A 24,890-nucleotide genomic window follows, 5' to 3' on the forward strand; every position below is an offset into this window, starting at 1 on the left:
TGGACCATGGTGATCCTGATCTCGCTCGGCGGGGTCTTCGAGTACTACGACCTTTTCTTCACTGGTTACGTAGCGCCGGGCATGAGCCAGTCGGGCCTCTTCAAGCCCGAGTCGCTCGGCTTCTTCGCCGGCTTGGCGCCACTCGCCGTTGCCGGCTTTGGCACCTTCGTCTTTTCGACCTTCGCCGGACTTTGGGTCGGCGCGCTCGTTTTCGGATCTGTTGCGGATCGATTCGGCCGCCGCTTCATTTTCACCTGGTCGCTCATCTGGTACGTCGCCTGCACTGCAGCGATGGCCTTTCAGCACACGGGCTTCGCTATCAATCTTTGGCGCTTTGCCGCCGGCATCGGCATCGGTGTCGAGCTAGTGACGATCGATTCGTACATCTCCGAGCTGATACCGAGCGGCGAGCGTGGTCGCGCCTACGCGGTCAATCAGTTCATTTCCTTCTGCGCAGTGCCTGTCGTCGCGTTTCTCGCTTATATCCTCAAAGACACGCGGCCGTTCGGCCTCGATGACTGGCGCGTCGTAATCCTGATCGGCACGCTTGGCGCGGCCGTCGTATGGATCGTCCGCCGCAACATCCCCGAAAGCCCCCGCTGGCTCGCACGCCACGGGCGCATCGAGGAGGCCGAAAGCATCGTCGCCGATATTGAACGCCGCGTGGCCGCGGAGAAAGGGACCGCGCTGCCGATTCCGCAGGCTGTCTCGCCAGAGATTGAGGGACGCGGCGCCTTCCTCGAGATCTTCGGGCCTGTCTATCTGAAACGCACAATTCTTCTTTCAGTCTTCAACATGGCTCAGGTCATCGGGTTTTATGGCTTTGCCGCCTGGGTGCCGACACTGCTCATCCACCGGGGCATTCACGTAACCGCGAGCCTCGGCTATGCGTTCGTCATCGCGATCGCCAATCCATTTGGACCGCTCATCGGCACGTTCTTCGCCGACAAGCTCGAGCGCAAGACCCAAATCTGCGGTGGGCTCATCGTCATGGGTATCGTGATCGCGCTGTTCGCGCAGTCCACGCAACCCACCGTACTGATTGCCCTCGGCGTTCTCTTCACGCTTGCATCGAACGTGATGTCGTATGCCTATCACGGCTATCAGGCGGAGCTTTATCCGACGCGTGTGCGTGCGCGCGCGATCGGCTTCGTCTACTCGTGGAGCCGCATAGCCGCCGCTTTTGCGGGGCTCGCCATCGGCATTCTGCTGCACAACTACGGCGTGCCGGGCGTCGCCGTCTTTATCGCGGCCTCAATGGTCATCGGGCTCATCATGATCGTGCTGGGGCCGTCGACGAAAGGACGTGCGCTCGAAGCAATCAACCACTAACGCGCACCGTCATGCTGCGTCCAACCGATGAGCCAGGACGCAGCAGATGCGCAAAACGCCCGAGAAGCGTACGCTTGGTTTCGTGGCACCGGTCGCGGCCATACCGTTCCAACGCCGGGCGCCGGCAGGGGCATCGGTTGACGCCTTATATGAATACCTCTTCGTTGCTTACCGAATGCCGCTTTGCGGCGGCGCTCTTTTACTCCTCAGCCTACGCCCCGCTGGAAGTCCTCTTGGGGAAAAGGCGGAGGTTTCCCGGAGCAAAATCTGATGAGAACCCCGCTTAGGACTGGTGCCCTGATCGAAGGCATACATTGGGTCGCCGAGTACGCCGAAACAACGCACGAGATTCGCGTGCTACGCGAAAACTTCGAAGTCGGCGTGTACGATGCGCCACCCACGCTTTTCGGCGATGAAGCCGAGTCCGGCTCGAAGAGCGTGGCCGATCATCGAGCGCTAGAGGCTGCCTTGCGGGCCTACTTGTTCCGCTTTGTCGCGGAACACGACGCCGAAGAGTAGGCGCTTGGGCCACAAAGCGGTGCGAGCCGCAAGTCGGCGCACCCGGGTCAAACGCGCCGGCCTGTTCGACATTCTGCAAATAGACTGCGTCGAGCTCTCGACATAACGGCTGCCATCGATTGCAGCCGATTGCGGCCGCGAGCGCCCGGCGCTGGTCGGGCGTCGGGCGTAATCGAGCCGTCGTACGTGCCTTTTACGATGAGTGCAGGCACGCACGAGTTCGCCGATCAAGTCGGTTTCGGTGACGCCGGCGTCATTCGCCGCATACCCCTCGGGATCGGTATGGCCACCGCCGACAAAGCGGTTCCGAGCGCATGCGACAAGTCGAGCGATGGAGCTTCGTACTCCCGCACGCTGTGCATCCGCGCGATAAAGATCAAGACCGTTCAACGTGGCGTAGGGGATATCGCCAAATTCCTTAGCAGTACGAAGTATTTTATTGTGCTGCGACAATGGCGCATTGCCGGCGACATGGGCGATCCGTGGCAAAACATGGAACAATGCCCACAACCTACGAAATCGGCAGCCCATGCGCGAGGTGCCCTCGCACCCGCGCGACCGTGCCATGTGGTGTCATAGGAGGACAGTCAGCGATGAAGAGCAGCCCCCGATCGAAGACGAAGAGCGCACCACTCGCCAAGAAAGCGGTAAGCGCCGTGAGCGATGTAAATCCGGCCACCAGGTGGGTCGCACGGCCCACGCGCGAGCAGGCCGAAGACGCCGTTCGCGTCCTGCTGCGCTGGGCTGGCGACGACCCTGATCGCGAAGGCCTGCTGGAAACGCCAGCGCGCGTCGCACGCGCCTACGAAGAGTTCTTTGCGGGCTATCGGATCGATCCGCGCGAGATTCTGGCCCGCACGTTCTCAGAGGTCGATGGCTACGACGAAATGGTTGTGCTCAAGGACATCCGCTTCGAAAGCTACTGCGAGCATCACATGGTGCCGATTATCGGCCGCGCCCATGTCGCTTATCTGCCGAAGCATCGCGTGGTCGGCATCTCAAAGCTGGCTCGGCTCGTCGATGCCTTCGCGAAGCGGCTGCAGATTCAAGAAAAGATGACGGTGCAGATTGCCGATACGCTCAACGAGATTCTGCAACCGCGAGGAGTAGGCGTCATACTCGAGGCCGCGCACCAGTGCATTACGACGCGCGGCGTGCACAAGCCCGGCGTGGCGATGGTGACTTCCCGGATGCTGGGCGCGTTTCGCACCGATCCGTCCACGCGTCGTGAATTCCTCGCGATCGTCGGTGCACCAAGCGTCACCGGCATGCCCAACGTCTGAGGTCCGAAGCGCTAGCCGTCTGCCGAATCCATCCCGCAGCCGGCTCGCCCCTTCATTTGCGCAGACGCCTCGCCGTATCGTGCTCGGGCTCCTCGGCACGGCCACCTTCACCGCCCTCCCGCACGCTGCCCTGCGAGACGCTGGCACCGGGCGAGACACTATGCGTGAGCCAGACGTTGCCCCCGATGACCGCCCCCCGCCCGATCGTCACGCGCCCGAGGATCGTTGCGCCCGCGTAGATGACGACGTCATCCTCGACAATCGGATGACGAGGCCGACCTTTAACGAGCGTGCCGTCGCTATCAGCAGGAAAGCTTTTTGCACCGAGCGTCACAGCCTGATAAACCCGCACGCGCTCGCCGATGACGGCGGTTTCGCCAATGACGACCCCGGTACCGTGGTCGATGAAAAAGCTTGGGCCAATCTGCGCACCGGGATGGATATCGATCCCGGTGGCCGAATGAGCGATCTCGTTGACGAAGCGTGCAAGCAATGGGACGCCCTGGCGATAGAACGCGTGTGCCACCCGGTGATGCATCATGGCAAGCACGCCGGGGTAGCAAAGCAGAATCTCCGTAATGTCGTGCGCGGCGGGATCCCCTGCAAAAGCCGCCTGGATGTCGCTGACGAGCATTGCACGGATCGACGGCAGCTGCACACCGAATGCGCGCGTGATCTCGTAGGCCCGCGCGGCCAGCTCCGCACTGGACGTTTGCTCATGCTCGGGCAACAAGCGCAGCGCGCGGTGTACCTGCTCACGCAGGAGCCGCAGCGTACTGTCGAGCGTATGTCCAACGTAATAATCGACCGTCTCGTCAGTCAGATCGGGGGCGCCGTAATGCGTCGGGAACATGGCGGCCCGCAGGCCGTTCACAATAGCGACGATGGCTTCACGCGAAGGCAACTCCCGAATGCCTCGCGGATGGCGAGTGCGGTGCAGTTCCTCTCGGGAAGCCCGCAGTTCCGCGACGATTTCTTCGAGTCCCCATAGGGAGGCGGGAGAATTAGGCATGATCTGAACAAACTGCGTGGTGCAGCCGGGAAACGTTATGTTGCCAGAGCTTACCGCGTTTCATGCGCACATGCGCGGCGCACGGGCAGGCCTGAGTGCGGCCCGGGCGGCTCCAGCAGTTCCACGTCGCGCCGCTCAGGCGCCATCGTCCGGGCCCGCGAGGGCGGCAAACGCATCACCGACGACTCACCGGCTAGACGGTCAGGCTGCTCGCGTCGATCCAGCGCACAGCCCAGTCGCGTGCATGCGCAACGGCGGCCGCCTCATCGGCAAACCGCAAATCGGATGGGAAGAAACGGTTCGCAACGAGCTCCCCGTCGCTCGAGCGAGAGATAACGACATACGGCTGAAAAGTCCCATCCACGGACCTTGCGGGCGCGCAGTTGAGCAAATATCCCCGATGGCGGAATGCGGCATCCGAATGCATAAGTCGCCTGCCTTTAAGTTACTTTCTTTTCATGAGCGACCGGCGCTGAAACTTAGGAACACGCAGCAACAAAACGGGCAGTCGCCGTTCTTGCAGGCGCGCGTGACTCGCCGAACGAAAATCATACTCTGGAAAAGCCCGATTCTAGAGAAAACAAAAAAAGCGTAGCAATAACGGACACGATATTCCTAGATTTTGTTGATCCCTCGCCCGCTCCCCGAAAACGCTCACCTTTGCGCGCCGCGCGGCAATGTGGAGGCGAAATCGCTCGGACGCCGCGCCGGGCCGATTCCAGCAGAAAAGGCGCTGGCGCACCCACCTGTATGAACGGCGGACGCCCCTGCCGAGGCAGCCGGTACATCGTCAGCGACGGACGAGCCTTCGGCGCCGCCACGATCCCGAAAAGTCTCACCTTTCGTCAATCCGGCCAGCGAAACCTCGTATTTTGTCGCCGCAAAGCGCACCGCTTTAGCGCCATACCTCAGAAAAGGGTATTGAAGACAAGTACGACATTGAGGCCAATAACAGCGAGGGCGGAAGCAACAGCAAGGACCGTCATTAGGCGACCAAGTCGATACTGCCCCAACGTTTTGGTTCGGCAGGCGAAGATAATGAGCGCAATCATCGGCAGCGGAACAGCAAGACTCAGCACCACTTGGCTAATGATAAGTGCGCGTGTCGCGTCGAGGCCCAGGGCTACGACGACAAAGCTCGGCAGCATCGTCACCAGCCGCCGCACCCAAAGTGGCACGGCGAAGCCCAGAAAGTCGCTCATGATCAGCTGACCAGCCATCGTCCCCACGACGGAACTGGAAATGCCCGACGCCATCAAGGAAGTCAGGAACAGACCCGCAGCCATTGCACCGAACAGTGGCGTCAGTGTGTGATAGGCAGTCTCGATCTCGGCAATCTGAGGATAGCCTCGATGAAACGCACCGGCGGCCATCGCAACCATCGTCATGTTAACGAGCCCTGCCACGCCGAGCGCGATCACGACTTCAACGTTCGAATAACGCATCAGCTTACGCCGGTCAGCTTCCGTGAGCGGCGTAACGCGTTCGCCAGTCAGCCCCGAATGCAGAAAAAGCGCGTGCGGCATGACCGTGGCACCGACAATGCCGACGGCAATGAGCAGCGCCTGGTTATCGATGATCGTCGGCACGAAGGCACCCAGCAACAGCGGCCGCCATTGAAGCGGAACAATGAAGAGCTGCGCGAGATAAGCCACCGCGATGACGCCGACGAGCGCGCCGATCGCCAGCTCGAGCGGCCGGAATCCACGCGCCTGCATAAGCAGCAAGATCCAGGTGAGCGCGGCTGTCACGCCCATGCCGGCAATCAGCGGCAAGCCCGCAAGCAGTGAGAGCGCAATGGCGCCGCCCAGGAATTCAGCGAGGTCTGTCGCCATCGCGGCGACCTCGCTGACCATCCACATGGCGATGACGACCGGCCTCGGAAAATGGCGTGCACACAACTTGGCAAGGCTCGCTCCGGTCGCAAGACCGACGCGCGCCGACATAGCCTGAAACAGCATTGCAACGAGATTGGCAAACAGCACTACCCATATCAAGGTGTAGCCATAACCTGCGCCCGCCTGCAAATTCGTCGCAATATTACCCGGATCCATGTAAGCCACCGACACTACGACGGCTGGGCCGGCGAGAGGAAGCAAAATGCGCAGGCCACTACGGCGGCCGTCGAGCGCCTCGCGCACGTGCGCGGCCGTGCGCGCGCTCAGGCCCGCACGACGGTCTGGTATCGCCATTTCGTTTGCGGCACGGCTTCGATCCCGGTCGAATGACATGGGTTCCACGCGCACATGTGCCCGTCATCGGTTGCAGGCGGCGCGTCCCTTTTGCGAGTTGATCGACCTGCGCAATTACCGTTCCCAGATGGCGGAGTCCGACATCGCCGGTCGCCACGGCCCGGTGACGCCATTCACAGCTTCTGGGTGCCGAACCGCCACGGGCTCGCAATAAATTTCGCGACTCTTTTGAGCCTTTTCGCCGACTTTTGCCGACATGTCTCACCGTCCCCGAAGCGTGCGATTTATGGCGTGCGAGTCATGCAGCGGCTAACCGAACTCAGCCAGCGCAGTGCTGCACTGACTCGGCTGGTGTTGCGCAATGAGCGTACCCGCGTTCCCCCCGGCCAGGGCATGAGCGGACTCCTTCGCAGTCCTAAGCAATGCGGACATTGACAAACAGCCACGCGTCACACGCACCCTTGGGCTGCTTACTCGAAGGGCAGTCTACGAAATCGAGAATGTTGACGCGCGCCTTGCGGATTGATCGCCGCACACGACCCTGGCAGTGGTCCCGTGCTGTCGAATTCGAAACGGTATCGAAGAGTGGAATTGCACGCGGCGGCGCTTGCCCGCAATACGTGCATAGCCGCTGCGATCCGCGCCTATGCGGCGCATAATTTGCCTATTTATGCGAACTCCTTGCGAACAGCCATAGTGTTGCGACACCGATACTCGGCCCGCTGCCGAACGGGCAATGCTGCAAACACGCACGGCGGCAATCGGCACGCAAGAGTTGCGCGCACGAAAGGTGCAATGCGCGGCCATTGTCTTTACTTCTCGCGGGTTGAAAAACCGTTTGCGCCAATATTCGGGGACGTCGAAATACCGCAGCCGCTTCATTATCGCGACGTATCTGCACGGTTACTGGGCCGTCCAACCCCGGCCCTGGCTGCCGCCCAATGCAACGGGGATTGATATTTCGCGGGAAGCTCGATGCTTCGGCGCCCGCTTAGTGCTCGCAGCGGAAAAAATCGATCTGTTGCCCGGCGGCTACGGCCCGACGCAGCCAATCGGGCAGGTCGCCGTAGCCATCCCATGAATTACCCATCGCATCGCGGTAGAGCACGGGCCGCTCGGCCTCCTGATCAGCCGAAATCGATTCGGCCACGGCTTCGACCGTAATCCCATATTCGTCCATGCGACGCCGGAGCCAGCGAATTAATCGTTCGCGAGCCTCTCCTTCAAGCTGTTCCATCGATGATTCCGGTAGTGGTTGATGCGGGGAGGTCGGGCTCCCCTGTTGACCCGAGCCGAATCATACTCGACTCGCGGCGATCAGCGGCAACAGCGACCCGGCGGCGGCTCAGATGGACGCTCGCCAGATCGTGTTTCATGCAGTCGACGTTAATTATCGATACAAAAATTCGAAAAAGCAAAATCTCATAAACAAGCAGAGCGGCATGAGTCGCATACCGATTACCACGGCAACATGCGATCCGAAGGTCGATTGCCGAAATTCGCTCCTAGGTCCTCTTCGACACAAGCGCCAACGGTGCGTTCCAATACGTCCGCGAACCGCACCGCCTAGCTTGCAGGCAAGCCCCGGCGGGCTGCGCTCGCTCTGGCGCGGAGCGCCGACTGTCAATTGCTCGAAATATCGCTTTCCTTCCTTATCCGGAACTTTTACGGTTTTTCCCGTGTTCTTACCCGATATTGTCGGCAACAAAATGATTCCATGTGGTTTATTACGGGCAACGTTTCAAACATAAAGATTGGGCGGCGATTGGCCGCACGGCATTCATCGCTACCCGGGCCTGTCCGTGGCCGGCAAGGTCTCCCGAATAAGCTCACTATAGAGCGGACGCGTGCCGCAATGGTGAGCTTATTCAGGACTCCCCCCCCTATTCCTGGGGGTGCTGAAACAGTCGCCCACCAACAATCACGACATCCAGACAGTGCCCGCCCTTCGTGACGTGGGGCAAACAGATTAGAGGCAAACCCACGTATCTCCCGCAAAAGCTCACCTTTCCGAATGCCCCCGAAAAAGCTCACCGTCGGCGATAACGGAGTTCCCCGATCGCGCTGTGGCGAGGACAAGCGCGGCATCGCGGCCAGCTCGTTGGCGGCTGCATGGACAGCGTCTCCCGGTCATGCGTCGACATGTCCACAGCATCATGGACAACAAACGGATCGCAAGCGGCGTCAAATCCGACAGGCGGGCGACGACAGTCGCGCTACACGTTTCGGCTGACATCGCGCCCATTCGCACACAAAAAGAAGGTCCTGAAAAGACTCACCTTTGGCGATATGCCCATCGGACACACGCCCCCCGAAAACCCTCACCTTGGAACACGCGCTCGATTGCATGCTGAGGATTACCGGGCAGAAAGAGCATCCTTGGAGACCAAGGCGCGCGGATGGGCCCCCGAATCAGGCGCCTACCGCTGCAGAATAAACCGTCGGAGAATTCCTGAAAATTGGCTGTCCCTAACGTCCCGAAAAGGCTCACCTCTAGAGCCAATCATCGGCCGTAGGTCATCCAACATCGGCATGGGGGCATGCAACGGCGATCACCCGTCTATCAATGGATATCCGGCTCGCCTCGCCTCCTCAGTTCAATTCGACCGATTCGACGTCTTGGGGCCCGGCTCATGATAGAAAGACGACGCCCCGTTGTGGTGAGCCTTTTCGGGAGCATTCAGAGCAAATAAGGAACTCCGCGCGGATGCTAGCAAGTAACACCGGTTCCCGTAAGGGCTCACCCTTTGGGATTGAAACGAGTCCGGCCCACGAATCATGCGCTGCAAGGCAGAAATAAGCGCACCGGCTTCAAAACCTGGCTTTCACTTGAAACCCGATCGTGAAAGGCAAATTATCGGACGGAATAGGGGGCACAACAATGAAGTTAGCGCCTACACGCTTGTACTCGACCATGAGGATGGGCGCTGCGACAGGCCCGATCGTATGGTTAGCGCCTATACCCCATTGGCCATAGTTGTAGCCGGAAATGATCCCGCCCATCGCAGCGAGCCGCACGATTCCCCAATGCAGAAACTCGGGCGACCATACGCCGCCGGCATACCACGACGGACGCGAAAGCGAGTTGCGGTATCCGCCGGCCGTCACTGCCCAACGATCGTTCAACCAGCATTCCGCGCCGAGCCCGGGATTGACGTCTTCGAACGATTGCTTGGGGTGCACATGGTAAGAGCCGATCATCGCGTCGATCCAGATGCCGCCGCTGCACCAATCGGCAGCTTGTACGCGCAATGGCGCGCCCATCGCAAGCGCGCCAAGTATCCCCCCGATACAGGCCGCGCGCGTCACATTTGAAAAGGCGCTTTGCACGGCCGATGTCCAACAAGACATGTTCACTCCGTTCGCCGGCACCTAGCCGGCCGGCAGTGAAAGCTTATCGTGAGGCGACGCTAGGCCGCTCGCCGCGCAGTCCGCACCGATAGGCCGGTTTGTGCGCGCGATTTTCCGGTATCGACGAGCCCACAAGGCTCGCCGAAGACGGAGCAGGCCGATGCAACTGGCGGACTATAGCCCCAACTCAGACAGGCCTGGATGGTCATCCGGGCGGCGTCCGAGCGGCCAGCGATAGAGGCGCTCGCTCTCTCGGATCGGCAAATCGTTGATGCATGCGAAGCGGCGAGCCATAAGGCCACGGTCGTCGAACTCCCAATTTTCGTTACCGTAGGAGCGGAACCAGTTGCCAGAGTCGTCGTGCCACTCATAGGCGAAACGAACGGCGATACGGTTGTCGTCGTGTGCCCACAGCTCCTTGATGAGCCGATAGTCGAGCTCCTTCGCCCATTTGCGATGCAGGAAGGCAGCGATCTCGGCACGCCCGGTGATGAACTCGGCGCGGTTACGCCAGACGCTCTGCGGCGTATAGGCAAGGGCAACGCGCTCCGGGTCGCGGGAATTCCAGCCGTCCTCGGCGGCACGCACCTTTTGAATGGCGGTTTCGCGAGTAAAGGGCGGCAGTGGTGGCCGGGCTTCGTTTGACTGTTGGTTGGTAGACATGCGTGCTCTCCTTTCAAGCTAAGGGGTAACAACGGATGAGCAAAGCTCTCATGCTCATCGCTTCCTTGTGCGAGCGCGCGGTGGCGCAGCGCTTACTGTATCCAGCAGACGTGCCGCCGCAGTGCGCGCGTCACGGGCTGCGCCAGACGCGCCGCTGACCAGAGCGACACCGATGGCGCCGTCGATCAGAACTAGCCATTGTCGTGCAAGCTGCTTTGCCTGGCGTCTTTCCCCCCCTGCTTCCGTGATGTGTGCTTCGCACAGCGTCTGAACGAACTGGAGCAACTGGGCCTTATGCTCGCGTGCGACGACTCGGATGGGATCGTCCGGCGTACTGATCTCGCCGGCAGCGTTCAAGAACGCACAACCATGAAAGCCTGGCGACGAAAACCATTCGGCCAGAACGTCGAACATGGCAAGCAATTGGACCCGCGGCTTTCGTCCGTACCGGCGCACGCCTTGTATAAACCAGTGCATCCAGCGTTCATGACGCCGCGCGAGGGCCGCGGCGACGAGTGCATCCTTCGATTCGAAGTGCGAATAAAAGCTCTTGCGCGTCGTGGAAGACTGTCGAACGATCGCATCGACGCCTGTCGCATGAATGCCGCCCGCATAGACCAATGCTTCCGCCGCGTCCAGCAGTCGCTCGCGTACGCCGACAACGGAGGATGAGGAATCGCCCGGCTCGAGGGGTAATCGATGATTCGTCATATCAGGTCGAGGGTAGAACGATCGTTCTCCCCTGTCAAGCAAGCATGTAGTAGAACGACTGTTCTCCTAGGTCGTCATTTCGAAAGGGCCGGCTGATTATCTTTTTTGGCCGGGTAGACACGTATAAGCTATGAAGCGGACGAAACTCAGGGCGACTGCAATGAAACCACGCACCTTTATCAGTACATCGACATCGCGTGTCATCCTGGTGACAGTCATCGCTGTCAGCTCGGCGCTGATGCCCGGCTGCACACCGGTGCGCGTCCTGACCTATGGCGTCAGCACTGAAGAGGCGCGTGTGCCTCCAGGACCTTATGCGCTCGATGCGAATCATTGGAGCGTTACGTTCGACGTGATGCACTTGAGGTATTCGCACTTCGTGATGCGGTTCGATCGAGCGCAAGGGCTGCTCGACTGGAAGCCCGAAGGGCTTGCGACCAGTGCCGTCGAAGTTTCGATCGATGCTTCGAGCGTCGACACAAAAGTGCCCATGCTCGATAAACTGGTCAAGGGTTCGGATATGTTCGACGCGGAGAAGTACCCGACGATCCGCTTCGTGAGTACGCGTTTCGTACGTACCGCCCAAGCCACAGGCAAACTCGAAGGCGAGTTGACGATTCGGGACGTCACCCGCCCCGTCTCACTCAACGTTACCTTCAATGGCTACGGAGTGAACCCCCTGACGAGAGATGACACGCTCGGGTTTTCGGCTGAAGGCACTTTCAGCCGAGCGCAGTTTGGACTTGCGACTTGGTATCCGGCTGTCGGCGATGACGTGCACGTGAGAATCGAAGCCGAATTCGAGAAGAAAGCGAGCAGCCGGACTGAATAGCCGCTCGCGTGTCCAACATTCGATCAACGTTCGATCAGGCGGTGGTCCAGTCGAGCACGACCTTGCCGCTCGCTCCTGAGAGCATGGTCGCGAAGGCCGCCTCATATTCGGCAACCGGGAAGCGATGCGTCAGGATTGGCGACAGGTCGAGCCCACTTTGCAGCATTGCGACCATCTTGTACCAAGTCTCGAACATCTCGCGCCCGTAAATGCCCTTGATTTCGAGTCCTTTGAAGATCACCTGATTCCAATCGATCGCCGTTTGTGCGGGCGGTATGCCGAGCAGCGCGACCTTGCCGCCGTGGTTCATCACCTCGAGCATGCTCGTGAAAGCGCTGGGCACGCCCGACATTTCAAGACCGACGTCGAAGCCCTCCGTCATACGGAGGTCGCTCATCACATCGCGCAGCGATTCGCTTTGTACATTGACTGCACGCGTCGCGCCCATCTTTCGCGCAAGTTCGAGCCGATAATCGTTCACATCGGTAATCACGATATTGCGGGCGCCGACATGCTTGGCAATAGCTACCGCCATAATGCCGATGGGCCCCGCGCCCGTGATGAGAACGTCCTCGCCGACCAGATTGAACGACAGCGCGGTGTGGGTCGCGTTGCCGAACGGGTCGAAGATTGCGGCGAGGTCGTCGGAGATGTCGTCCGGTATCTTGAACGCATTGAAAGCGGGAATGACCAGATACTCGGCGAAAGCGCCTTCACGGTTGACGCCGACACCCACCGTGTTGCGGCACAGATGACGCCGCCCAGCGCGGCAGTTGCGGCAGAAGCCGCAAGTAATGTGGCCTTCGCCGGACACGCGATCGCCGATCGCAAAGCCGCGTACCTCCTGCCCCATCTCGACGATCTCGCCGACATACTCGTGACCGACATGCATCGGCACGGGAATCGTCTTTTGCGCCCACTCGTCCCACTTCCAGATATGGATATCCGTGCCGCAAATCGCCGTGCGTTTGATACGGATCATGATGTCGTTATGACCGACTTCAGGTTTCGCCACGTCGGTCAAGGTGAGACCGGGACCGCGTTGGAGCTTAGCCAGTGCCTTCATGGTGCAATTTCTCGAATTAGATGACGCCAATAGCGGCAGCAACGCGCTTGAACGCGTCGACGGCGAGGTCGATCTGCTGCGCGGTGTGCACCGCGCTCATTTGCGTGCGAATGCGCGCACGCCCCTTCGGCACGACCGGGTAGGAAAAACCAATGACATAAACGCCCTCTTGCAACAAGGCGTCCGACATACGCGACGCAATCAGTGCATCGCCGAGCATGACGGGAATGATCGGATGTTCGCCCGGCACGAGCGTGAATCCCGCCTCCGTCATTGCCTCCCGAAAACGCTCACCGTTCGCGCGCACACGGCGGCGCAACTGCGCGCCTTCCTCGCTTTGCAATAGCTCGAGTACTTTCAATGACGCGGCCGCAATGCTCGGTGCCAGCGAATTGGAAAAGAGATAGGGGCGCGAGCGCTGCCTCAGCAGCTCCACGATCTCTCGACGCGCCGCGACATAGCCGCCCGATGCTCCGCCCAATGCTTTGCCGAGTGTGCCGGTGATGATGTCGACACGACCCTCGACACCGCAATGTTCGATCGTGCCTCGCCCATGCTCGCCCATGAAGCCCACAGCGTGCGAATCGTCGACCATCACGAGCGCGCCGTATCGGTCCGCGAGATCGCAAATGCCGGCGAGATTGGCGATGATCCCGTCCATCGAGAAGACACCATCGGTCGCAATAAGCTTAAAGCGCGCGCCGGCGGCGTCCGCTTCGCGCAGCTTTGCTTCGAGGTCAGCAAGATCGTTGTTCTTGTAGCGATAGCGCTTCGCTTTCGACAGCCGCACACCGTCGATGATGCTGGCATGGTTCAGCTCGTCGCTGATGATGGCGTCATTTTCATCGGTGAGCGTTTCGAACAGGCCACCGTTCGCATCAAAGCAGCTTGAGTAAAGGATGGAATCCTCGGTGCCAAGGAATGCGGCCAGAGCGTGCTCGAGATCCTTGTGAACGGTTTGCGTGCCGCAGATGAAGCGAACTGAGGCCACGCCAAAACCGTCCCTGTCGAGTCCGTCTTTCGCCGCCGCGACGAGTCGTGCGTCGTTGGCGAGTCCAAGGTAGTTGTTGGCACAGAAGTTCAGCACTTCCGAGCCAGTCGTCAAATGCACGGCGGACGACTGCGGACTAGCAATCACACGTTCGGACTTATAAAAGCCGTCTGCGCGAATGCGGTCAATCGTGCTGCGCAGATGGGCGAGATAGGTATCGCGCATCGAAGGCTCCCTGTAAGAGTCGTTTTTTCACCGCACGCTGCCGGGGTCTCCGGCGCGAGGCGGGGCTTGTCGCGGGGGGCTTGAATACTCGCCCTCAGCTACCAGCGTACAAATTCGTTTTTTCGAACTATAGTTCGATATATCGAAAAACTGTAAGCGATTGGGGATGAAATGGCAAGCACCGGCAAGACGCGCGGCCAACGCGCACCTTCAGCACTCCCAGCATCGACGCTTGCTGCTCCGCCGCGGGTCGGCGAGCAGATCCAACGGCTACGCGCGGAGCGCCACATGACGCTCGACGATCTGTCTCGTGCGGCGGGCGTATCGAAATCGATGCTGTCGGACATCGAGCGCGACAAGGCGAATCCAACAATCGCCGTTGCATGGCGGCTGACGAACGCACTTGGCATCAGTCTCGATCAGTTGTTCGCCTCTCCAAGGACGCCAGAAACGATCAGCGTCGTAGGACCACACGATATCCCGACGCTCGACGGACACGAGGCGAAATACCAGTTGCGCGTTTGGGGGCCGATTGAACTCGCCGGCAGATTCGAGTGGTACGAACTGACACTGAAAGTTGGCGGCGCACTAATTTCCAATCCCCACGAGCCGGGCACGCGCGAGCACTTAACGGTGCTCCAAGGGGCGGTGGAGGTCGAAGTAAATGGTACCGTGAGACGCCTTCGGTCGACTGAAACGGCACGGTATGCCGCAGACGTTCCTCACGCGATACGCAACGCCGGCAAAACCGACGCAAAGGCGTTGCTGATCGTGATTCATGGCTAAATAGGTCTACGCGCCGTCGGAAAACCGTCGGCCCGTGCCGCAGGCACGACCGCACAAGACATGCTGGCAACTGTGCCGCAGCGGCTTGACGCTGCGGCCCTCGACCCTTTTGCGCTGTCCCCGAAAAGTCTCACCGATAGAATCCCGAAAAACCTCACCATTTCGGTGCGAGGCAATTAGAGCGTCTGCTGCCCCCTCATTGGCGGCCACCTTCTGCCTCCATGAACCGCGCAACGGCTTTTAGGCGAGAGCGCGCGACGCCCGAGCAATGATCGCACTCGGGGCACAGCATTTCAAAGCCGCCATCGACCTGAGCGAGTTCGGGCTCGCCGTCCACGCACTTCGGGCAATGCCCGGGAAGCGTCACATAGGCGTCGACCAACGTGCCCAGCGTATCGAAATCGCTGTTGTTCAACCGTCCTGCCTTGGCTAAGGCCCAGATGACAGCAGCAAGCTCTGGCGGGACAGCACTGCGCTCACGCAATGCGCTGATTTCGAGAGAGAGCGCATCGATCTCATTGGACTGTTCGTGAACCTGAGCCTCCAGGCGGTCCGATCGGCTTTTTGCCGCACTTAATTGTTGAATGAAGTCGAATTCCTTGCGGCCTGCATCGCGGATGCCCGTTTGATAGGTCGTGGCCATGCTGCGGAGCGAATCGAGCTCGACAAGCATCGGCTTGACCCGCCGCTCGGCCTCCGCCATTGCGTCTTTGATCTGTACCGCATAGCGCTCGGCGTTCTGCCGCATCTCGGCGTGGAGCACATCAATGCGTTCCCGTAGTCCGGCGTTGGCTTCGACCTCGGTTTCAAGGCGGCCGGCGACCTTCGCGTTTTCGGCCTCTAGCCGCTTCGCCGTGGCCTCCAGCGTGACATGACTCGACGCGTGCCGTGCGTTCGAGCCAGCTAACTCCGCTTCTAGTTCCCGCACGCGGGCCCAGGCGGCATCTGCGCGTGCGTCGCTGCGCTGTAAGGTCTCGGCCGACGCGTAGCGAAGAATCTCGGCTTCTCGAAGACGGCTTTCGCTGTCCTCGACGGCTGCTTGTGCTTCACGTTTCTCGTCTTCCAGCGATTCTCGAGCTTTCACGAGTGCATATTGGAAAAGCTCGGAAATGAGTTCGCCTGCCTTTTCCTCGACAGCGGGTGGGATGGCGCCGGATCCGATTCGACCCTTCGCGGTATCGCGAATTCGTTCCCAAAAGTGATCGATATCCTTTGGGATGTCACTAGCACTGCCGGTCTGGGTCAGCTCGCGGACAGCAGCCATGGAAGGGCGGATGCCCAGATCAAAAAATAACCGCTTGCAGGCATACAGCGACAGCTCGCGACGATGCATGCCGCCTGTCTTTAGTGATTCAAGCTCGGCTCGAATAGCTCGGCGCTCGTCGTCTAGGGTCACACTGACCTCCTCGATGATCTAATGCAGTAGTAATAATAACGAATTACGTATCAATTGATACAGACAGCTGAGCGGTGGGTACTTTGGGACGAGCGAAGCGTACTGGAGGCCCCGTTATCGGGGAGTTCCACGCCAGCAAGGCGGGAAAGCCGTGAAACAAAACTGGAGAAATCGCGCAAGCCTATGTTTTTTCAGGAATTTCGTGGCTTTCGTGAAGTGCTTTCGTTGTTTCACGGGATTGGGGTGGATGCTTTCCGCGGCTGCGGAAGCGCACGGGTGCCTTTGAGAGTCATTGAAGTAAACACCCTTATATATTCTTAAAGAACGTTAACGCTCTCGCAAACCCTTTCTGGATAAGGCTTTCCGGCCGATGAGGTGAAGCTATACGGGATAGATCGTGAGGCTTTGCGGGACACTTCAGTGATGGGATTCGGGGAGGCTGGTGAGCCTTCACAGGACAGGAAGTGAGGGGATTCAGGGCTCGACGTCTATGACGGCGTTTGCCGCGGTGAGTGCCTTCGGGAATGGTGCGCCATATAAGCCATGGCATATATGGATCGAGGTTAACCGTTCGAATTTAGGTGGGTGAGCCTTTGCGGGAGGTTCTATGAAGGCTGTCCGAGACGCCGATTGGACGTCAAAAAACGCTGTGGTGAGCTTATGCGGGACGTAAACCCATTTGGAGGTGAGGCTTTTCAGGACTGGAGGACGTCTCGGTGGGCCCGCGGGGAATGAAAGGTGAGCTTTTGCGGGAAATACGCGCGTGGCGTCGCAGGCGATCGCCGTGTGAACGGTGGCGGAAGGCTCAAAGATGAACCGGAATACAAAAGGTGAGCCTATTCGGGACGCCAAACTTATGCAAACGATCGGGTCCAAGGTCGTTCGGCGGGGTTGCCAGGGTGAGTTCATTCGGGAGGTGCCCTACGTTGGCGAAGTTTGTCGCACCGGTGAAGTTAGTCATCACTCTCGTTGAATACCGCGAGGTAGCTATGAGGTGAGTCGAGGTGGACATCGCACGTTCGTTCATTAGGTGAGGTTTTACAGGGAATGGGCGATGGTGATGATCCGCTCGCCCATGGTGCTCACGCAATCAACCGAGGTGAGGATTTTCGGGAGTTGATCTACGCGCACGGGCCGAGCGAACTTTCGACGGTAAGTGCTTGGTCCGGCAACAGTTTTCTTGGAATCTCAGTCCTATGGTGAGGGTTTTCGGGAGGCTTGATGGTTGGGCCAAAGAGCGACGGTGACTAGGGCGCGTGACACAAAGGTGAGAGTTTGCGGGGGAGCTTCCGGCGCACATATTTACGGCCCTTTGCCGCGACGGCTTGCCAGCTGTCGCTCGGCGCCGCGACAAAGGTGAGCTTCTTCGGGAGTATGTGCCGCGGCCCTTGGAGGGGTGAGTGTTGTGGCAGGCTGAACAAGCGCCCGCCCGTCTTCGCTCGGTAGCATTGTTTCGATCGATCGGCGCGAGGCGCACCCAGATGCCAGAACGCGTCTCGCTTTCGTCGCAAAATTGCGACAGCACCTAAGGTGAGCCAATTCGGGACACCTTGATGGAACTTTCGGGATGGCCTTTACGTGGGATTCAATGCACGCGCCGCGACGGGCAACGGATGCGGACCGACGGCAGTGTCGATCAAGGTGAGTCTTTACGGGAAAGTAGCAGGTGAGGTGTGGTCAAGAAGTGGCGTTCACCGCGAAACGGTGAGAGGCCATCTGTAGACGTAGTTCACCACACTCGGTAGTATCCTGTTCCAAAATCCCTCCGGACCCGATGCATGGCAACGAAGCGCGCGAAAAAAACCGATGTGGTGAGCCCTAGCTCCGCGGAACTGCGCAAGGCCGTCGAAGCAATTGCGATCCAGCCGAAGAGCGGCAAGATCACACTGCTCACTCGCAAGTTATTCAACGTGCTGCTGGCGGTTGCTCAGCACGCGGATGAATCCGGCGATACCTACCGCGCACTGCTTTCGGATATCGTGGCCAACTCAGCGTTCGATTCGAACGACACCGCGCTGGTCAAAGAACATTTGCGTCGGATGGTGTCTGTGCAGGTTGAGTGGAGCCAGGGTACATCGAGCCAGAAGCCCGGGCGCAAATGGGGCATTTCGACGCTGATCGCCGATGCGGAAATTCTCGAAGACCCTGCAACGCGTCGCGTTTGGGTTGAATTTTCGTTCGCGCCAAAAATCAAAAAGAAGCTGCTGGACCCCGTGCAGTATGCGCGGTTGAGCCTTCAGTTTCAGAGCCAGCTGCGAAGCAGCGCGGGCCTCGCGCTATATGAAATCTGCGTCCGCTACCTGACCAATCCCAGCCGACTGACGATGCGCGAGTCATGGGCCTGGTGGCGCCCTATCCTATCGGGTACCCCGGACACCGAGGCTGGGGACGAGGCAAAGCGCGAATACAAGTATTTCAAGCGCGATTATCTGCGTCCTGCGATAGCGGAAGTGAATGCGGTCACAAACATCTTCGTCGAGCTGATTGAACATCGGGAAGGTCGGCGTGTCGCCGAAATTCAGTTTCGGGTCAGCGAGCGTAAGCAGCCTATGCTCGCGCTCGATGAGCACCCGAACGTATTCGACAGTACCCTCGTCGATCGGATGGTGAAGCTCGGCATTTCGCAAAAGGAGGCGCAGACCATCTATGCGGATAGCGAGGAAAATCGGATTCGAGCTGCGCTTCAGATGACCGAGCAGCGGATGCGCAGCACCACCCTGCCACCGGTACGTAGCGCAGCCGCCCTCTTCAAGGACGCGCTGAAGAAAGGCTATGCCCCCGCCATCGACGTCGTGCAGCCGACGAGTGGCACTGCCAAAGCACCCGCAGCGGCCCCTGCCGATGATTTGAAAGCGCGCCTGCTCGAGGAGTATGGCGCTCATCGCCGAAGGGATGCCAAGTCGCTTTACGAGGAGCAAGGTGAGTCGGAGCAGGAAGTGGCACGGAGTTCATTTGAAGAGGAGGCCTTGTCCGAGCTGGGGCCGCATCTGCGCGACGACTGGCGCCGACGCGGACTGAATTCAAAGCTCATCGAAGCGGCGTTCTTCGATTGGCTGGCACGCAGGACGTGGGGCGAGCCCACCGACGGCGAGCTGCTTGCTTTTACGCTGAGCCAGCCCCGCGTGGCTTGATTCCGAGGTCTTACGGCGGCGGATACGCACGTGCGTCATCCGCCCCGCCGGCGTCAATCGTCATTTCGCGCCAGCGAGGTGTATCGCGGGCGGGGCCGTCGTTATTTTTGCTTCGGTAGCAAGATGTGTTCAATTTGCCGAAGGATATCGTCGCGCGTTTCTCGTGACAATCCGCGTAGCCGCAGTTCCAGCCGATCGTCGCCGTACGATTTCAAATCGCCAACTGCGAGGCCCTCAAGCTTGATTTCCATCCGCTGAGCGTAACGTTGCCGGCCCGCGGGTTTCGGACTTTCTTGCGGGCTTGTCCGGCCCTTGACGATATCGGCAACTTGGCGCGTGCTCAGATCTTCGGAAAGAATCTTGTTGATAAGCCGTAACGTCGCTTCGACGCCCCGCGCGGTGTGATATCGACCGACTTGGTAGGCCATGTTTGAGCCGAAGCGGTCCGGTCTTGCAACCATTTCCTGCATGATCGATTCCGGTAGCTTTGACAGCGACAGCGCCACCGCTACCGTCGACTCGTCGAGGCCCAAGTGTTCGGCCAATTCCTTTTGACTCTGAAAGTACGTTTCGTCGAGAAAACGTCTCCAGACAACTGCGTTGTCAAATACCGTCTGCGAATCGCGCTGAACGTTGAGGTCATACCCGAGCTTATAGCTCTCGATGCCGATCGGCAGATCCACGACGACCGCTTTGACCGTCTCTTTATTCGCTTCTTTCAGGGCGCGGACGCGCCGTCCACCGTCGCTGACGAAGTAGGTTCCCGGGTTCGCATAGTCGGGAATGACATGAATCGCCTGCTGCTGACCCTGCTTCGCAAGGTTGACGGCTAGTTCAGCGATCGATGTCTTCAGATAGAAATGTCGAGGATTGAAGGGACTTGGTTTGATTGCCTTGAGGTCAAGTTCAATGACTTGGCCGGGCGAATACCCATGAATTTGGCGCCACGCGCGGTATTCATGTGATTCACTTGAGGCGTCGTGGTCGTCAACCAGTGCCAGTGCAGGAGTCGGTGCTTCGGGGTGGGACAGTGGAGGGTTGACGGGGTCAACCGGATTATCTTTGACCAGGTTGTCGATGGCATTGAGCCGATCGAGTGCCGTTCGCTTTTCACTGCTAGTGATATCGGGGCGTGCCTGAAAGCCTTTGGCGAGCTGAGACGGTTTCATTGCAGTCCTTTATGCGCATAAAGTCACGGGAGCAAAGCGACGATCTCGTCGGCGCATGCGCGTATTTCGGCGGCGGCCAATTTGGCGCCACGGTCGTTCATTTGCAACACCGTTTGCCCCAATGCCATCGCCTGCTTGTAGGCTTCTCGAGTTGGAATCTGAGTCTTCAGCAACGGGAATCCGAGGTCTTCGAGGGCTCGCTTGAGCTCACGCGTCAACATCCTCTTCTCTTCCGTCTTGTTGAGAAGGAACACCGCGCGGAGGTCTTCGTTCATGACTTGCGCTTGCTGGATCAATTTGACCAGGCCAACGCTCGACCAGTAGTCCGCCGGTGACGACGAGGTCGGAATGACTGCGATGGATGCGGCCAATAGAACGACACCGGACACCTTCTCGGTGATGGACGGCGGGCAATCTACGACGATAACGTCATAGTCCGCGATGAATTTTTTGATCTCACGATGAATCTGGCCGCCAGCTTCAGCGAGATTGACGACAGGAAATGGAATACCCCCGTCTACGTCGCCGGAAGCACTTGCCCAATGGATCAGGGTGTTCTGGCCATCGGCATCAACGACGAGGACCCGCTTGCCTTTTTCATAGAAAGCCGCACCCAGATGCATTGCGATCGTGCTTTTTCCGACTCCGCCTTTTTGTTGAGTTACCGCGACGATTTCCGCTGCCAATTTTTTTACTCCTTAACAGGTCGCGGAATTTTACCGCGAATAACTGTTATTTCAATGAATTTCTGTGGCGCATCGACGACAGCTGGCCCTTCGGACAGGTTTATGCGCATAAAGGATGCATTCGTGCGTGAGGCACCGACTCGCAAGGCGACGGCGCAATCGAGAATGCGCCCTCCCCTTCACGCGCTATTGACCATGACGAGTCGGAGCATGGGCCGACAGAGTGATCATTTCGGCACGCCGGGCCGTTGCTGCCAGCTCGTGCGACATGGATCTTTGAATTGAAACGTGGTTGGGTTTGGCGATCTGAGGCGGCGATAGCTGTCACCATCGGAACTTATATCGGCTAGTTGATGAGGCTGCTTCGGTTGGCCCCCCTTCTGTTGATAGGAAGTCCCTTTTCGGCTTCGCTCGTAGCGAGACCTACCAGTTCCCTCGACGCGGCCATACCCGGCCTGCGTTCTCCGTTTATGCGCATAAAGAGTCGGGTGCTCGCTCGTGTCGGGCTTATGTGTTGTGTTGTTTCTGGCCAATCAGCCCGGACGAGATACCAGCGCGTTTAGCCGTGCGTGTGGAATATTGTGCCCAACGGGTGGCCGCTGCTTGGCAGCGACTTTGACATCAGGCGCCGCCGTGCCGTGTGGCAATGGTCATTAGTGGATGGTCGCCGGCAATACGTCCCCGCGGTAGTCATCGTTTCCACTTGGTTTCCGCTAGCTTGTTGTTGCCGTCGTTGGTTCCGTTCATTGGTTTATGCGCATAAAGGACAGGTACGAGCGGCACGCTGATGCGCTACGGACACTCCCCTATCCCGCTTGGGAAGCTTCGCTTCTGCAATCCGGCAAATTTGCCATTTGGCCGAGCCGCGTGTAGTTGTCTCGCTCGGCTGCCCGCTCATTTGCAGCCGGTAAGCAAACCTGAGAGCAGGAACAGGATGCGCGTCATCCGCCACAGATTCGCCCGCCTGCCTAACCAGCGCGTCGAACCAAGAAAGCTGGCTAAGGCGCACAAAAAGAGCCGAGGTGTATTTGATCTTCTAAATTTATTGGAGCGATAACACTTTTCGTGGTGCTAAATGTTAAAACGTCTTTAGTGGGAAATTTTAAAATCCTGCTAAGACATCCATCGGTCTGGACGCGGCGTCAGTTCGCCGATTGCAATCGTGTCGGCTCAAGCTGGAGTTAAATCACGACTCGCGTGTGTCGAGCTGCGCCGTCTGAGCGAAGGTAAAAATCGAGACCGCGCAACAATATGGAGAAAAGCGTTATTTTCTGTACCTCTCCACAGCTGTTAGGCGGTATGCCCGGTTAGCTTACGGCGAGATCCTTCGCTGACCGACGCCAGCGCTGAGAATGCGATAGAAGCTCCCGTACAATGAGCGCGCACAACAGAAAGCACTTGAACGTGCTATTGAGCCATGATCACCATCTACCACAACCCCCGGTGCTCGAAATCGCGAGCTGCCTGCGAGCTGATCGTCAATACACTCAATGTAATGGGCGAGCCGGTTCGCATCGTCGAATATTTGAAGCAGCCTCCAAATGTGGATGAGCTGAAGGAATTGCATCAGAGGATTGGCGTCTCGGTGCGGGACATGATTCGCGAGAACGAGCCCGTATACCAGGAACTGGGGCTCGGCAACACCGCATTGACGGACAGCGCATTGCTGGAAGCAATTGTCCAGCATCCGATCTTGTTGCAACGGCCTATCGTCACGCGCAACGGGCGAGCCGTGATTGGGCGCCCTACAGAGAACGTCCGGACGCTATTTGACTGACCACGATGCGCGGCAAACCCCGCCCTTTAGAAGCACTTGAGTGCGGGGAACGAGCGAACGCAAGCAGCGGTCGCCGCTATCGAGAGGCGGCGCCAAATCGAAAATATCTATAGCCCTGCGTCTTTGGGCTTCGCAGCAGTGCTACTGCAACGCAGATGACCCCGGATTCGCTCGAGCAGCGATCACGCAGGATGTACAGCCTAATATGCAGCACAGACTCCCGATCTTCATACTATCGTCGTCGATATGACCAGTCTGTAACTGCTCTTCAATGGTCCGAGGTTATCCACAATTTCTGTGGAAAAACTTGTGGAGAGGCAGATGCAAACCCACTGCTGGCGTACCCCACAGTGGGTTATGCACAATAATGGCTCTAGCGACGTGCAGTCGTGACAAAGATTGCATGTGCGTGACTACTGGTGAATCTCGCAAAGGAGCGACAGCAATGGCCTACACCATCCAAGTCATCGTCGGTAGTTTGCGTCGGGATTCCTTCAACAAGCGCCTGGCACACGCACTGACGAAGCTTGCTAGCGCTGAGCTACAGTTCGACTTTGTCGACATCGGCGCGCTCCCGCTTTACAGCCAGGACTACGATTCCGACTTCCCCCAGGTTGCGCGAGACTTCAAAAAGCAAATTGAGAGTGCAGATGGATTGCTGTTTGTAACGCCCGAGTACAACCGGTCCATGCCCGGTGTGCTCAAGAATGCGATCGACTGGGGTTCCCGCCCATGGGGCACGAATTCGTGGAAGGACAAGCCTGCTGCCATCTGCGGGATTTCGCCAGGTGCCACGGGTACCGCGCTTGCGCAGCAGCACCTGCGCAACACGCTGGCTTACCTGGATGTCCCCACACTCGGTCAGCCCGAGGTCTTTCTACGATACACAGAGGGCTTTTTTGACGAGGCCGGCGGCATTGCGAACGAAGACACTCGCAAGTTTCTCCGATCATGCGTCGACCGCTATGAGGCGTGGATCAAGCGGCTAGCAGGCAACAAGTAACGGTCCCGTTTATGCCGCTGTCGGAGTGCTGACCTATCGCTGACCGTGGCCTTTGTCGGAGGAATCCTCTTCGTTCTGCAGGTACTCGTCGGGGACGCCGGGGGAAAGCGTGGCTCTGTCCCCTTCCGCTCCATTTTCCGGCGCGGCTGCGCCACCGGAAGGCTGCTCGGCATGTGGGGTCACAGCACCGCTCGTTGAACGCGCGGTGCCCGAATCGACCTCCGCTTGTTCGGTCGTCTGCCGAGCGTAGCTGTGCACCCTCCCACGTTGCCGCGGCTTGCCGCCGCGGCGAAAACCCAGTTCCTCTAGCGGAGAACGCTCGCGCAACGCTTCGTCGCTGGGCGCTGACCATGTCGCCGCTCGTTCCTCGATGTCAATGGGGTGCATGTGTTCTAACGTTTCTCTTGCCAATACGCCTTCGTCATCCGTCGCCGCGTCCACGCTCAGCATGACCGCGCCGCGCCGTACGGCTTCGCTGTATTGTGATTTTTCCGGCTGAGGCGGCTGCGTCGCGAAAAGCGATTCAAAGAAATGTTCGATGTTTGCAAAGAGCCCCTCGTCCACCGGCGCCGGCTGCGCGACGGTGGTCGCATCCGTTGCATACGTCGGCTCGCTGCGAGCATGCATTGCCATGGATTCGTCTGCAATGCCAGCGGCCAAAAGCGCTTTGCGTGCTTCGTCCGCCCCCACATAGGTGTCGAAGAACGCGATAACCGTGTGTCGCATGATGCCATCCCTCCCGCCCCGGGTTGTTTATCGGCGCAG

General features: G+C 59.0%; 20 protein-coding genes and 2 pseudogenes. 8 read left to right on the forward strand and 14 right to left on the reverse strand.

Annotated elements, in window-relative coordinates; all coding sequences use genetic code 11:
* The 3 genes from VL598_RS07970 to folE all read left to right on the forward strand — a co-directional run.
* A partial coding sequence (locus VL598_RS07970) for an MFS transporter (protein ID WP_325326163.1) occupies positions 1-1,332 on the forward strand: 1,332 nt, incomplete at its 5' end.
* A gap of 270 nt (positions 1,333-1,602) precedes the next feature.
* Positions 1,603-1,851 (forward strand): hypothetical protein, encoded by a 249-nt coding sequence (locus tag VL598_RS07975; protein ID WP_325326164.1) that lies wholly within the window; start codon positions 1,603-1,605, stop codon positions 1,849-1,851.
* A 593-nt stretch (positions 1,852-2,444) separates the two neighbouring features.
* Complete coding sequence (folE, locus tag VL598_RS07980; RefSeq protein WP_325326165.1) at positions 2,445-3,134, forward strand: GTP cyclohydrolase I FolE; 690 nt, start codon at positions 2,445-2,447, stop codon at positions 3,132-3,134.
* A gap of 52 nt (positions 3,135-3,186) precedes the next feature.
* On the opposite strand, the gene epsC is transcribed toward folE, so the two are convergent.
* From epsC to VL598_RS08015, 7 genes are all read right to left on the reverse strand, one after another.
* A complete protein-coding gene (epsC, locus tag VL598_RS07985) occupies positions 3,187-4,146 on the reverse strand; it encodes a serine O-acetyltransferase EpsC (RefSeq protein WP_325326166.1) in 960 nt (319 codons plus the stop codon).
* Positions 4,147-4,339: 193 nt separating this feature from the next.
* Positions 4,340-4,573: a hypothetical protein gene (locus VL598_RS07990; protein ID WP_325326167.1), complete on the reverse strand. Its 234-nt coding sequence runs from the start codon at positions 4,571-4,573 to the stop codon at positions 4,340-4,342.
* Positions 4,574-5,054: 481 nt separating this feature from the next.
* Complete coding sequence (locus tag VL598_RS07995; RefSeq protein ID WP_325326168.1) at positions 5,055-6,338, reverse strand: Nramp family divalent metal transporter; 1,284 nt, start codon at positions 6,336-6,338, stop codon at positions 5,055-5,057.
* A 991-nt stretch (positions 6,339-7,329) separates the two neighbouring features.
* A complete protein-coding gene (locus VL598_RS08000; RefSeq protein WP_325326169.1) occupies positions 7,330-7,575 on the reverse strand; it encodes an H-NS family nucleoid-associated regulatory protein in 246 nt (81 codons plus the stop codon).
* Between the two features lie 1,574 nt (positions 7,576-9,149).
* The gene (locus VL598_RS08005) at positions 9,150-9,689 is read right to left on the reverse strand and encodes a hypothetical protein (protein WP_414718679.1); all 540 of its coding nucleotides are present in this window, start codon (positions 9,687-9,689) and stop codon (positions 9,150-9,152) included.
* 174 nt (positions 9,690-9,863) lie between these two features.
* Positions 9,864-10,352 (reverse strand): nuclear transport factor 2 family protein, encoded by a 489-nt coding sequence (locus VL598_RS08010; RefSeq protein ID WP_325326170.1) that lies wholly within the window; start codon positions 10,350-10,352, stop codon positions 9,864-9,866.
* Positions 10,353-10,406: 54 nt separating this feature from the next.
* The gene (locus tag VL598_RS08015; protein ID WP_325326171.1) at positions 10,407-11,063 is read right to left on the reverse strand and encodes a TetR/AcrR family transcriptional regulator; all 657 of its coding nucleotides are present in this window, start codon (positions 11,061-11,063) and stop codon (positions 10,407-10,409) included.
* 160 nt (positions 11,064-11,223) lie between these two features.
* On the opposite strand from VL598_RS08015, the gene VL598_RS08020 reads away from it, so the two are divergent.
* Positions 11,224-11,895 carry a YceI family protein gene (locus VL598_RS08020; RefSeq protein WP_414718680.1) on the forward strand — a complete coding sequence of 224 codons (672 nt, stop codon included), beginning with the start codon at positions 11,224-11,226 and terminating at the stop codon, positions 11,893-11,895.
* A 34-nt stretch (positions 11,896-11,929) separates the two neighbouring features.
* Here VL598_RS08020 and tdh read toward each other — a convergent pair whose 3' ends face one another.
* Both tdh and VL598_RS08030 read right to left on the reverse strand, forming a co-directional pair.
* Positions 11,930-12,961 (reverse strand): L-threonine 3-dehydrogenase, encoded by a 1,032-nt coding sequence (gene tdh / locus VL598_RS08025; RefSeq protein ID WP_325326172.1) that lies wholly within the window; start codon positions 12,959-12,961, stop codon positions 11,930-11,932.
* Between the two features lie 16 nt (positions 12,962-12,977).
* Positions 12,978-14,177, reverse strand: a complete 1,200-nt coding sequence (locus VL598_RS08030) for a glycine C-acetyltransferase (RefSeq protein WP_325326173.1) — start codon at positions 14,175-14,177, stop codon at positions 12,978-12,980.
* Between the two features lie 171 nt (positions 14,178-14,348).
* On the opposite strand from VL598_RS08030, the gene VL598_RS08035 reads away from it, so the two are divergent.
* Complete coding sequence (locus VL598_RS08035; protein WP_325326174.1) at positions 14,349-14,963, forward strand: XRE family transcriptional regulator; 615 nt, start codon at positions 14,349-14,351, stop codon at positions 14,961-14,963.
* Positions 14,964-15,159: 196 nt separating this feature from the next.
* Here the strand turns inward: VL598_RS08035 and VL598_RS08040 are convergent, their stop codons facing one another.
* A complete protein-coding gene (locus VL598_RS08040) occupies positions 15,160-16,359 on the reverse strand; it encodes a DNA-binding protein (RefSeq protein ID WP_325326175.1) in 1,200 nt (399 codons plus the stop codon).
* 1,778 nt (positions 16,360-18,137) lie between these two features.
* Here VL598_RS08040 and VL598_RS08045 point away from each other — a divergent pair.
* The gene (locus VL598_RS08045; protein ID WP_325326176.1) at positions 18,138-19,490 is read left to right on the forward strand and encodes a replication initiation protein; all 1,353 of its coding nucleotides are present in this window, start codon (positions 18,138-18,140) and stop codon (positions 19,488-19,490) included.
* Between the two features lie 101 nt (positions 19,491-19,591).
* Here VL598_RS08045 and VL598_RS08050 read toward each other — a convergent pair.
* The 3 genes and pseudogenes from VL598_RS08050 to parA all read right to left on the reverse strand — a co-directional run.
* Positions 19,592-20,470, reverse strand: a pseudogene (locus tag VL598_RS08050) (ParB/RepB/Spo0J family partition protein); the annotation flags it as partial.
* A 77-nt stretch (positions 20,471-20,547) separates the two neighbouring features.
* Positions 20,548-20,659 (reverse strand): annotated as a pseudogene (locus VL598_RS17005) (chromosome partitioning protein ParB); the annotation flags it as partial.
* A 23-nt stretch (positions 20,660-20,682) separates the two neighbouring features.
* Positions 20,683-21,345, reverse strand: a complete 663-nt coding sequence (gene parA / locus VL598_RS08055) for a ParA family partition ATPase (RefSeq protein WP_325326178.1) — start codon at positions 21,343-21,345, stop codon at positions 20,683-20,685.
* A gap of 1,417 nt (positions 21,346-22,762) precedes the next feature.
* On the opposite strand from parA, the gene arsC reads away from it, so the two are divergent.
* Positions 22,763-23,122 (forward strand): arsenate reductase (glutaredoxin), encoded by a 360-nt coding sequence (arsC, locus tag VL598_RS08060; protein WP_325326179.1) that lies wholly within the window; start codon positions 22,763-22,765, stop codon positions 23,120-23,122.
* Positions 23,123-23,567: 445 nt separating this feature from the next.
* Entirely contained in the window at positions 23,568-24,125 is a 558-nt protein-coding gene (locus tag VL598_RS08065) for an NADPH-dependent FMN reductase (protein ID WP_325326180.1), read from the forward strand.
* Between the two features lie 33 nt (positions 24,126-24,158).
* Here VL598_RS08065 and VL598_RS08070 read toward each other — a convergent pair whose 3' ends face one another.
* A complete protein-coding gene (locus tag VL598_RS08070) occupies positions 24,159-24,851 on the reverse strand; it encodes a hypothetical protein (RefSeq protein ID WP_325326181.1) in 693 nt (230 codons plus the stop codon).
* Positions 24,852-24,890 lie beyond the last annotated feature (39 nt).

This window comes from Trinickia sp., assembly GCF_035492435.1.
In the GTDB taxonomy this organism is placed as follows: domain Bacteria; phylum Pseudomonadota; class Gammaproteobacteria; order Burkholderiales; family Burkholderiaceae; genus Trinickia.

What these genes read in the sequence shown, in the direction of transcription:
- VL598_RS07975 (WP_325326164.1), top strand. Translation starts at nt 1,603, where the DNA reads ATGAGAACCCCGCTTAGGACTGGTGCCCTGATCGAAGGCATACATTGG.
- folE (WP_325326165.1), top strand. Translation starts at nt 2,445, where the DNA reads ATGAAGAGCAGCCCCCGATCGAAGACGAAGAGCGCACCACTCGCCAAG.
- epsC (WP_325326166.1), bottom strand. Translation starts at nt 4,146, where the DNA reads ATGCCTAATTCTCCCGCCTCCCTATGGGGACTCGAAGAAATCGTCGCG.
- VL598_RS07990 (WP_325326167.1), bottom strand. Translation starts at nt 4,573, where the DNA reads ATGCATTCGGATGCCGCATTCCGCCATCGGGGATATTTGCTCAACTGC.
- VL598_RS07995 (WP_325326168.1), bottom strand. Translation starts at nt 6,338, where the DNA reads ATGGCGATACCAGACCGTCGTGCGGGCCTGAGCGCGCGCACGGCCGCG.
- VL598_RS08000 (WP_325326169.1), bottom strand. Translation starts at nt 7,575, where the DNA reads ATGGAACAGCTTGAAGGAGAGGCTCGCGAACGATTAATTCGCTGGCTC.
- VL598_RS08005 (WP_414718679.1), bottom strand. Translation starts at nt 9,689, where the DNA reads ATGTCTTGTTGGACATCGGCCGTGCAAAGCGCCTTTTCAAATGTGACG.
- VL598_RS08010 (WP_325326170.1), bottom strand. Translation starts at nt 10,352, where the DNA reads ATGTCTACCAACCAACAGTCAAACGAAGCCCGGCCACCACTGCCGCCC.
- VL598_RS08015 (WP_325326171.1), bottom strand. Translation starts at nt 11,063, where the DNA reads ATGACGAATCATCGATTACCCCTCGAGCCGGGCGATTCCTCATCCTCC.
- VL598_RS08020 (WP_414718680.1), top strand. Translation starts at nt 11,224, where the DNA reads ATGAAACCACGCACCTTTATCAGTACATCGACATCGCGTGTCATCCTG.
- tdh (WP_325326172.1), bottom strand. Translation starts at nt 12,961, where the DNA reads ATGAAGGCACTGGCTAAGCTCCAACGCGGTCCCGGTCTCACCTTGACC.
- VL598_RS08030 (WP_325326173.1), bottom strand. Translation starts at nt 14,177, where the DNA reads ATGCGCGATACCTATCTCGCCCATCTGCGCAGCACGATTGACCGCATT.
- VL598_RS08035 (WP_325326174.1), top strand. Translation starts at nt 14,349, where the DNA reads ATGGCAAGCACCGGCAAGACGCGCGGCCAACGCGCACCTTCAGCACTC.
- VL598_RS08045 (WP_325326176.1), top strand. Translation starts at nt 18,138, where the DNA reads ATGGCAACGAAGCGCGCGAAAAAAACCGATGTGGTGAGCCCTAGCTCC.
- arsC (WP_325326179.1), top strand. Translation starts at nt 22,763, where the DNA reads ATGATCACCATCTACCACAACCCCCGGTGCTCGAAATCGCGAGCTGCC.
- VL598_RS08065 (WP_325326180.1), top strand. Translation starts at nt 23,568, where the DNA reads ATGGCCTACACCATCCAAGTCATCGTCGGTAGTTTGCGTCGGGATTCC.
- VL598_RS08070 (WP_325326181.1), bottom strand. Translation starts at nt 24,851, where the DNA reads ATGCGACACACGGTTATCGCGTTCTTCGACACCTATGTGGGGGCGGAC.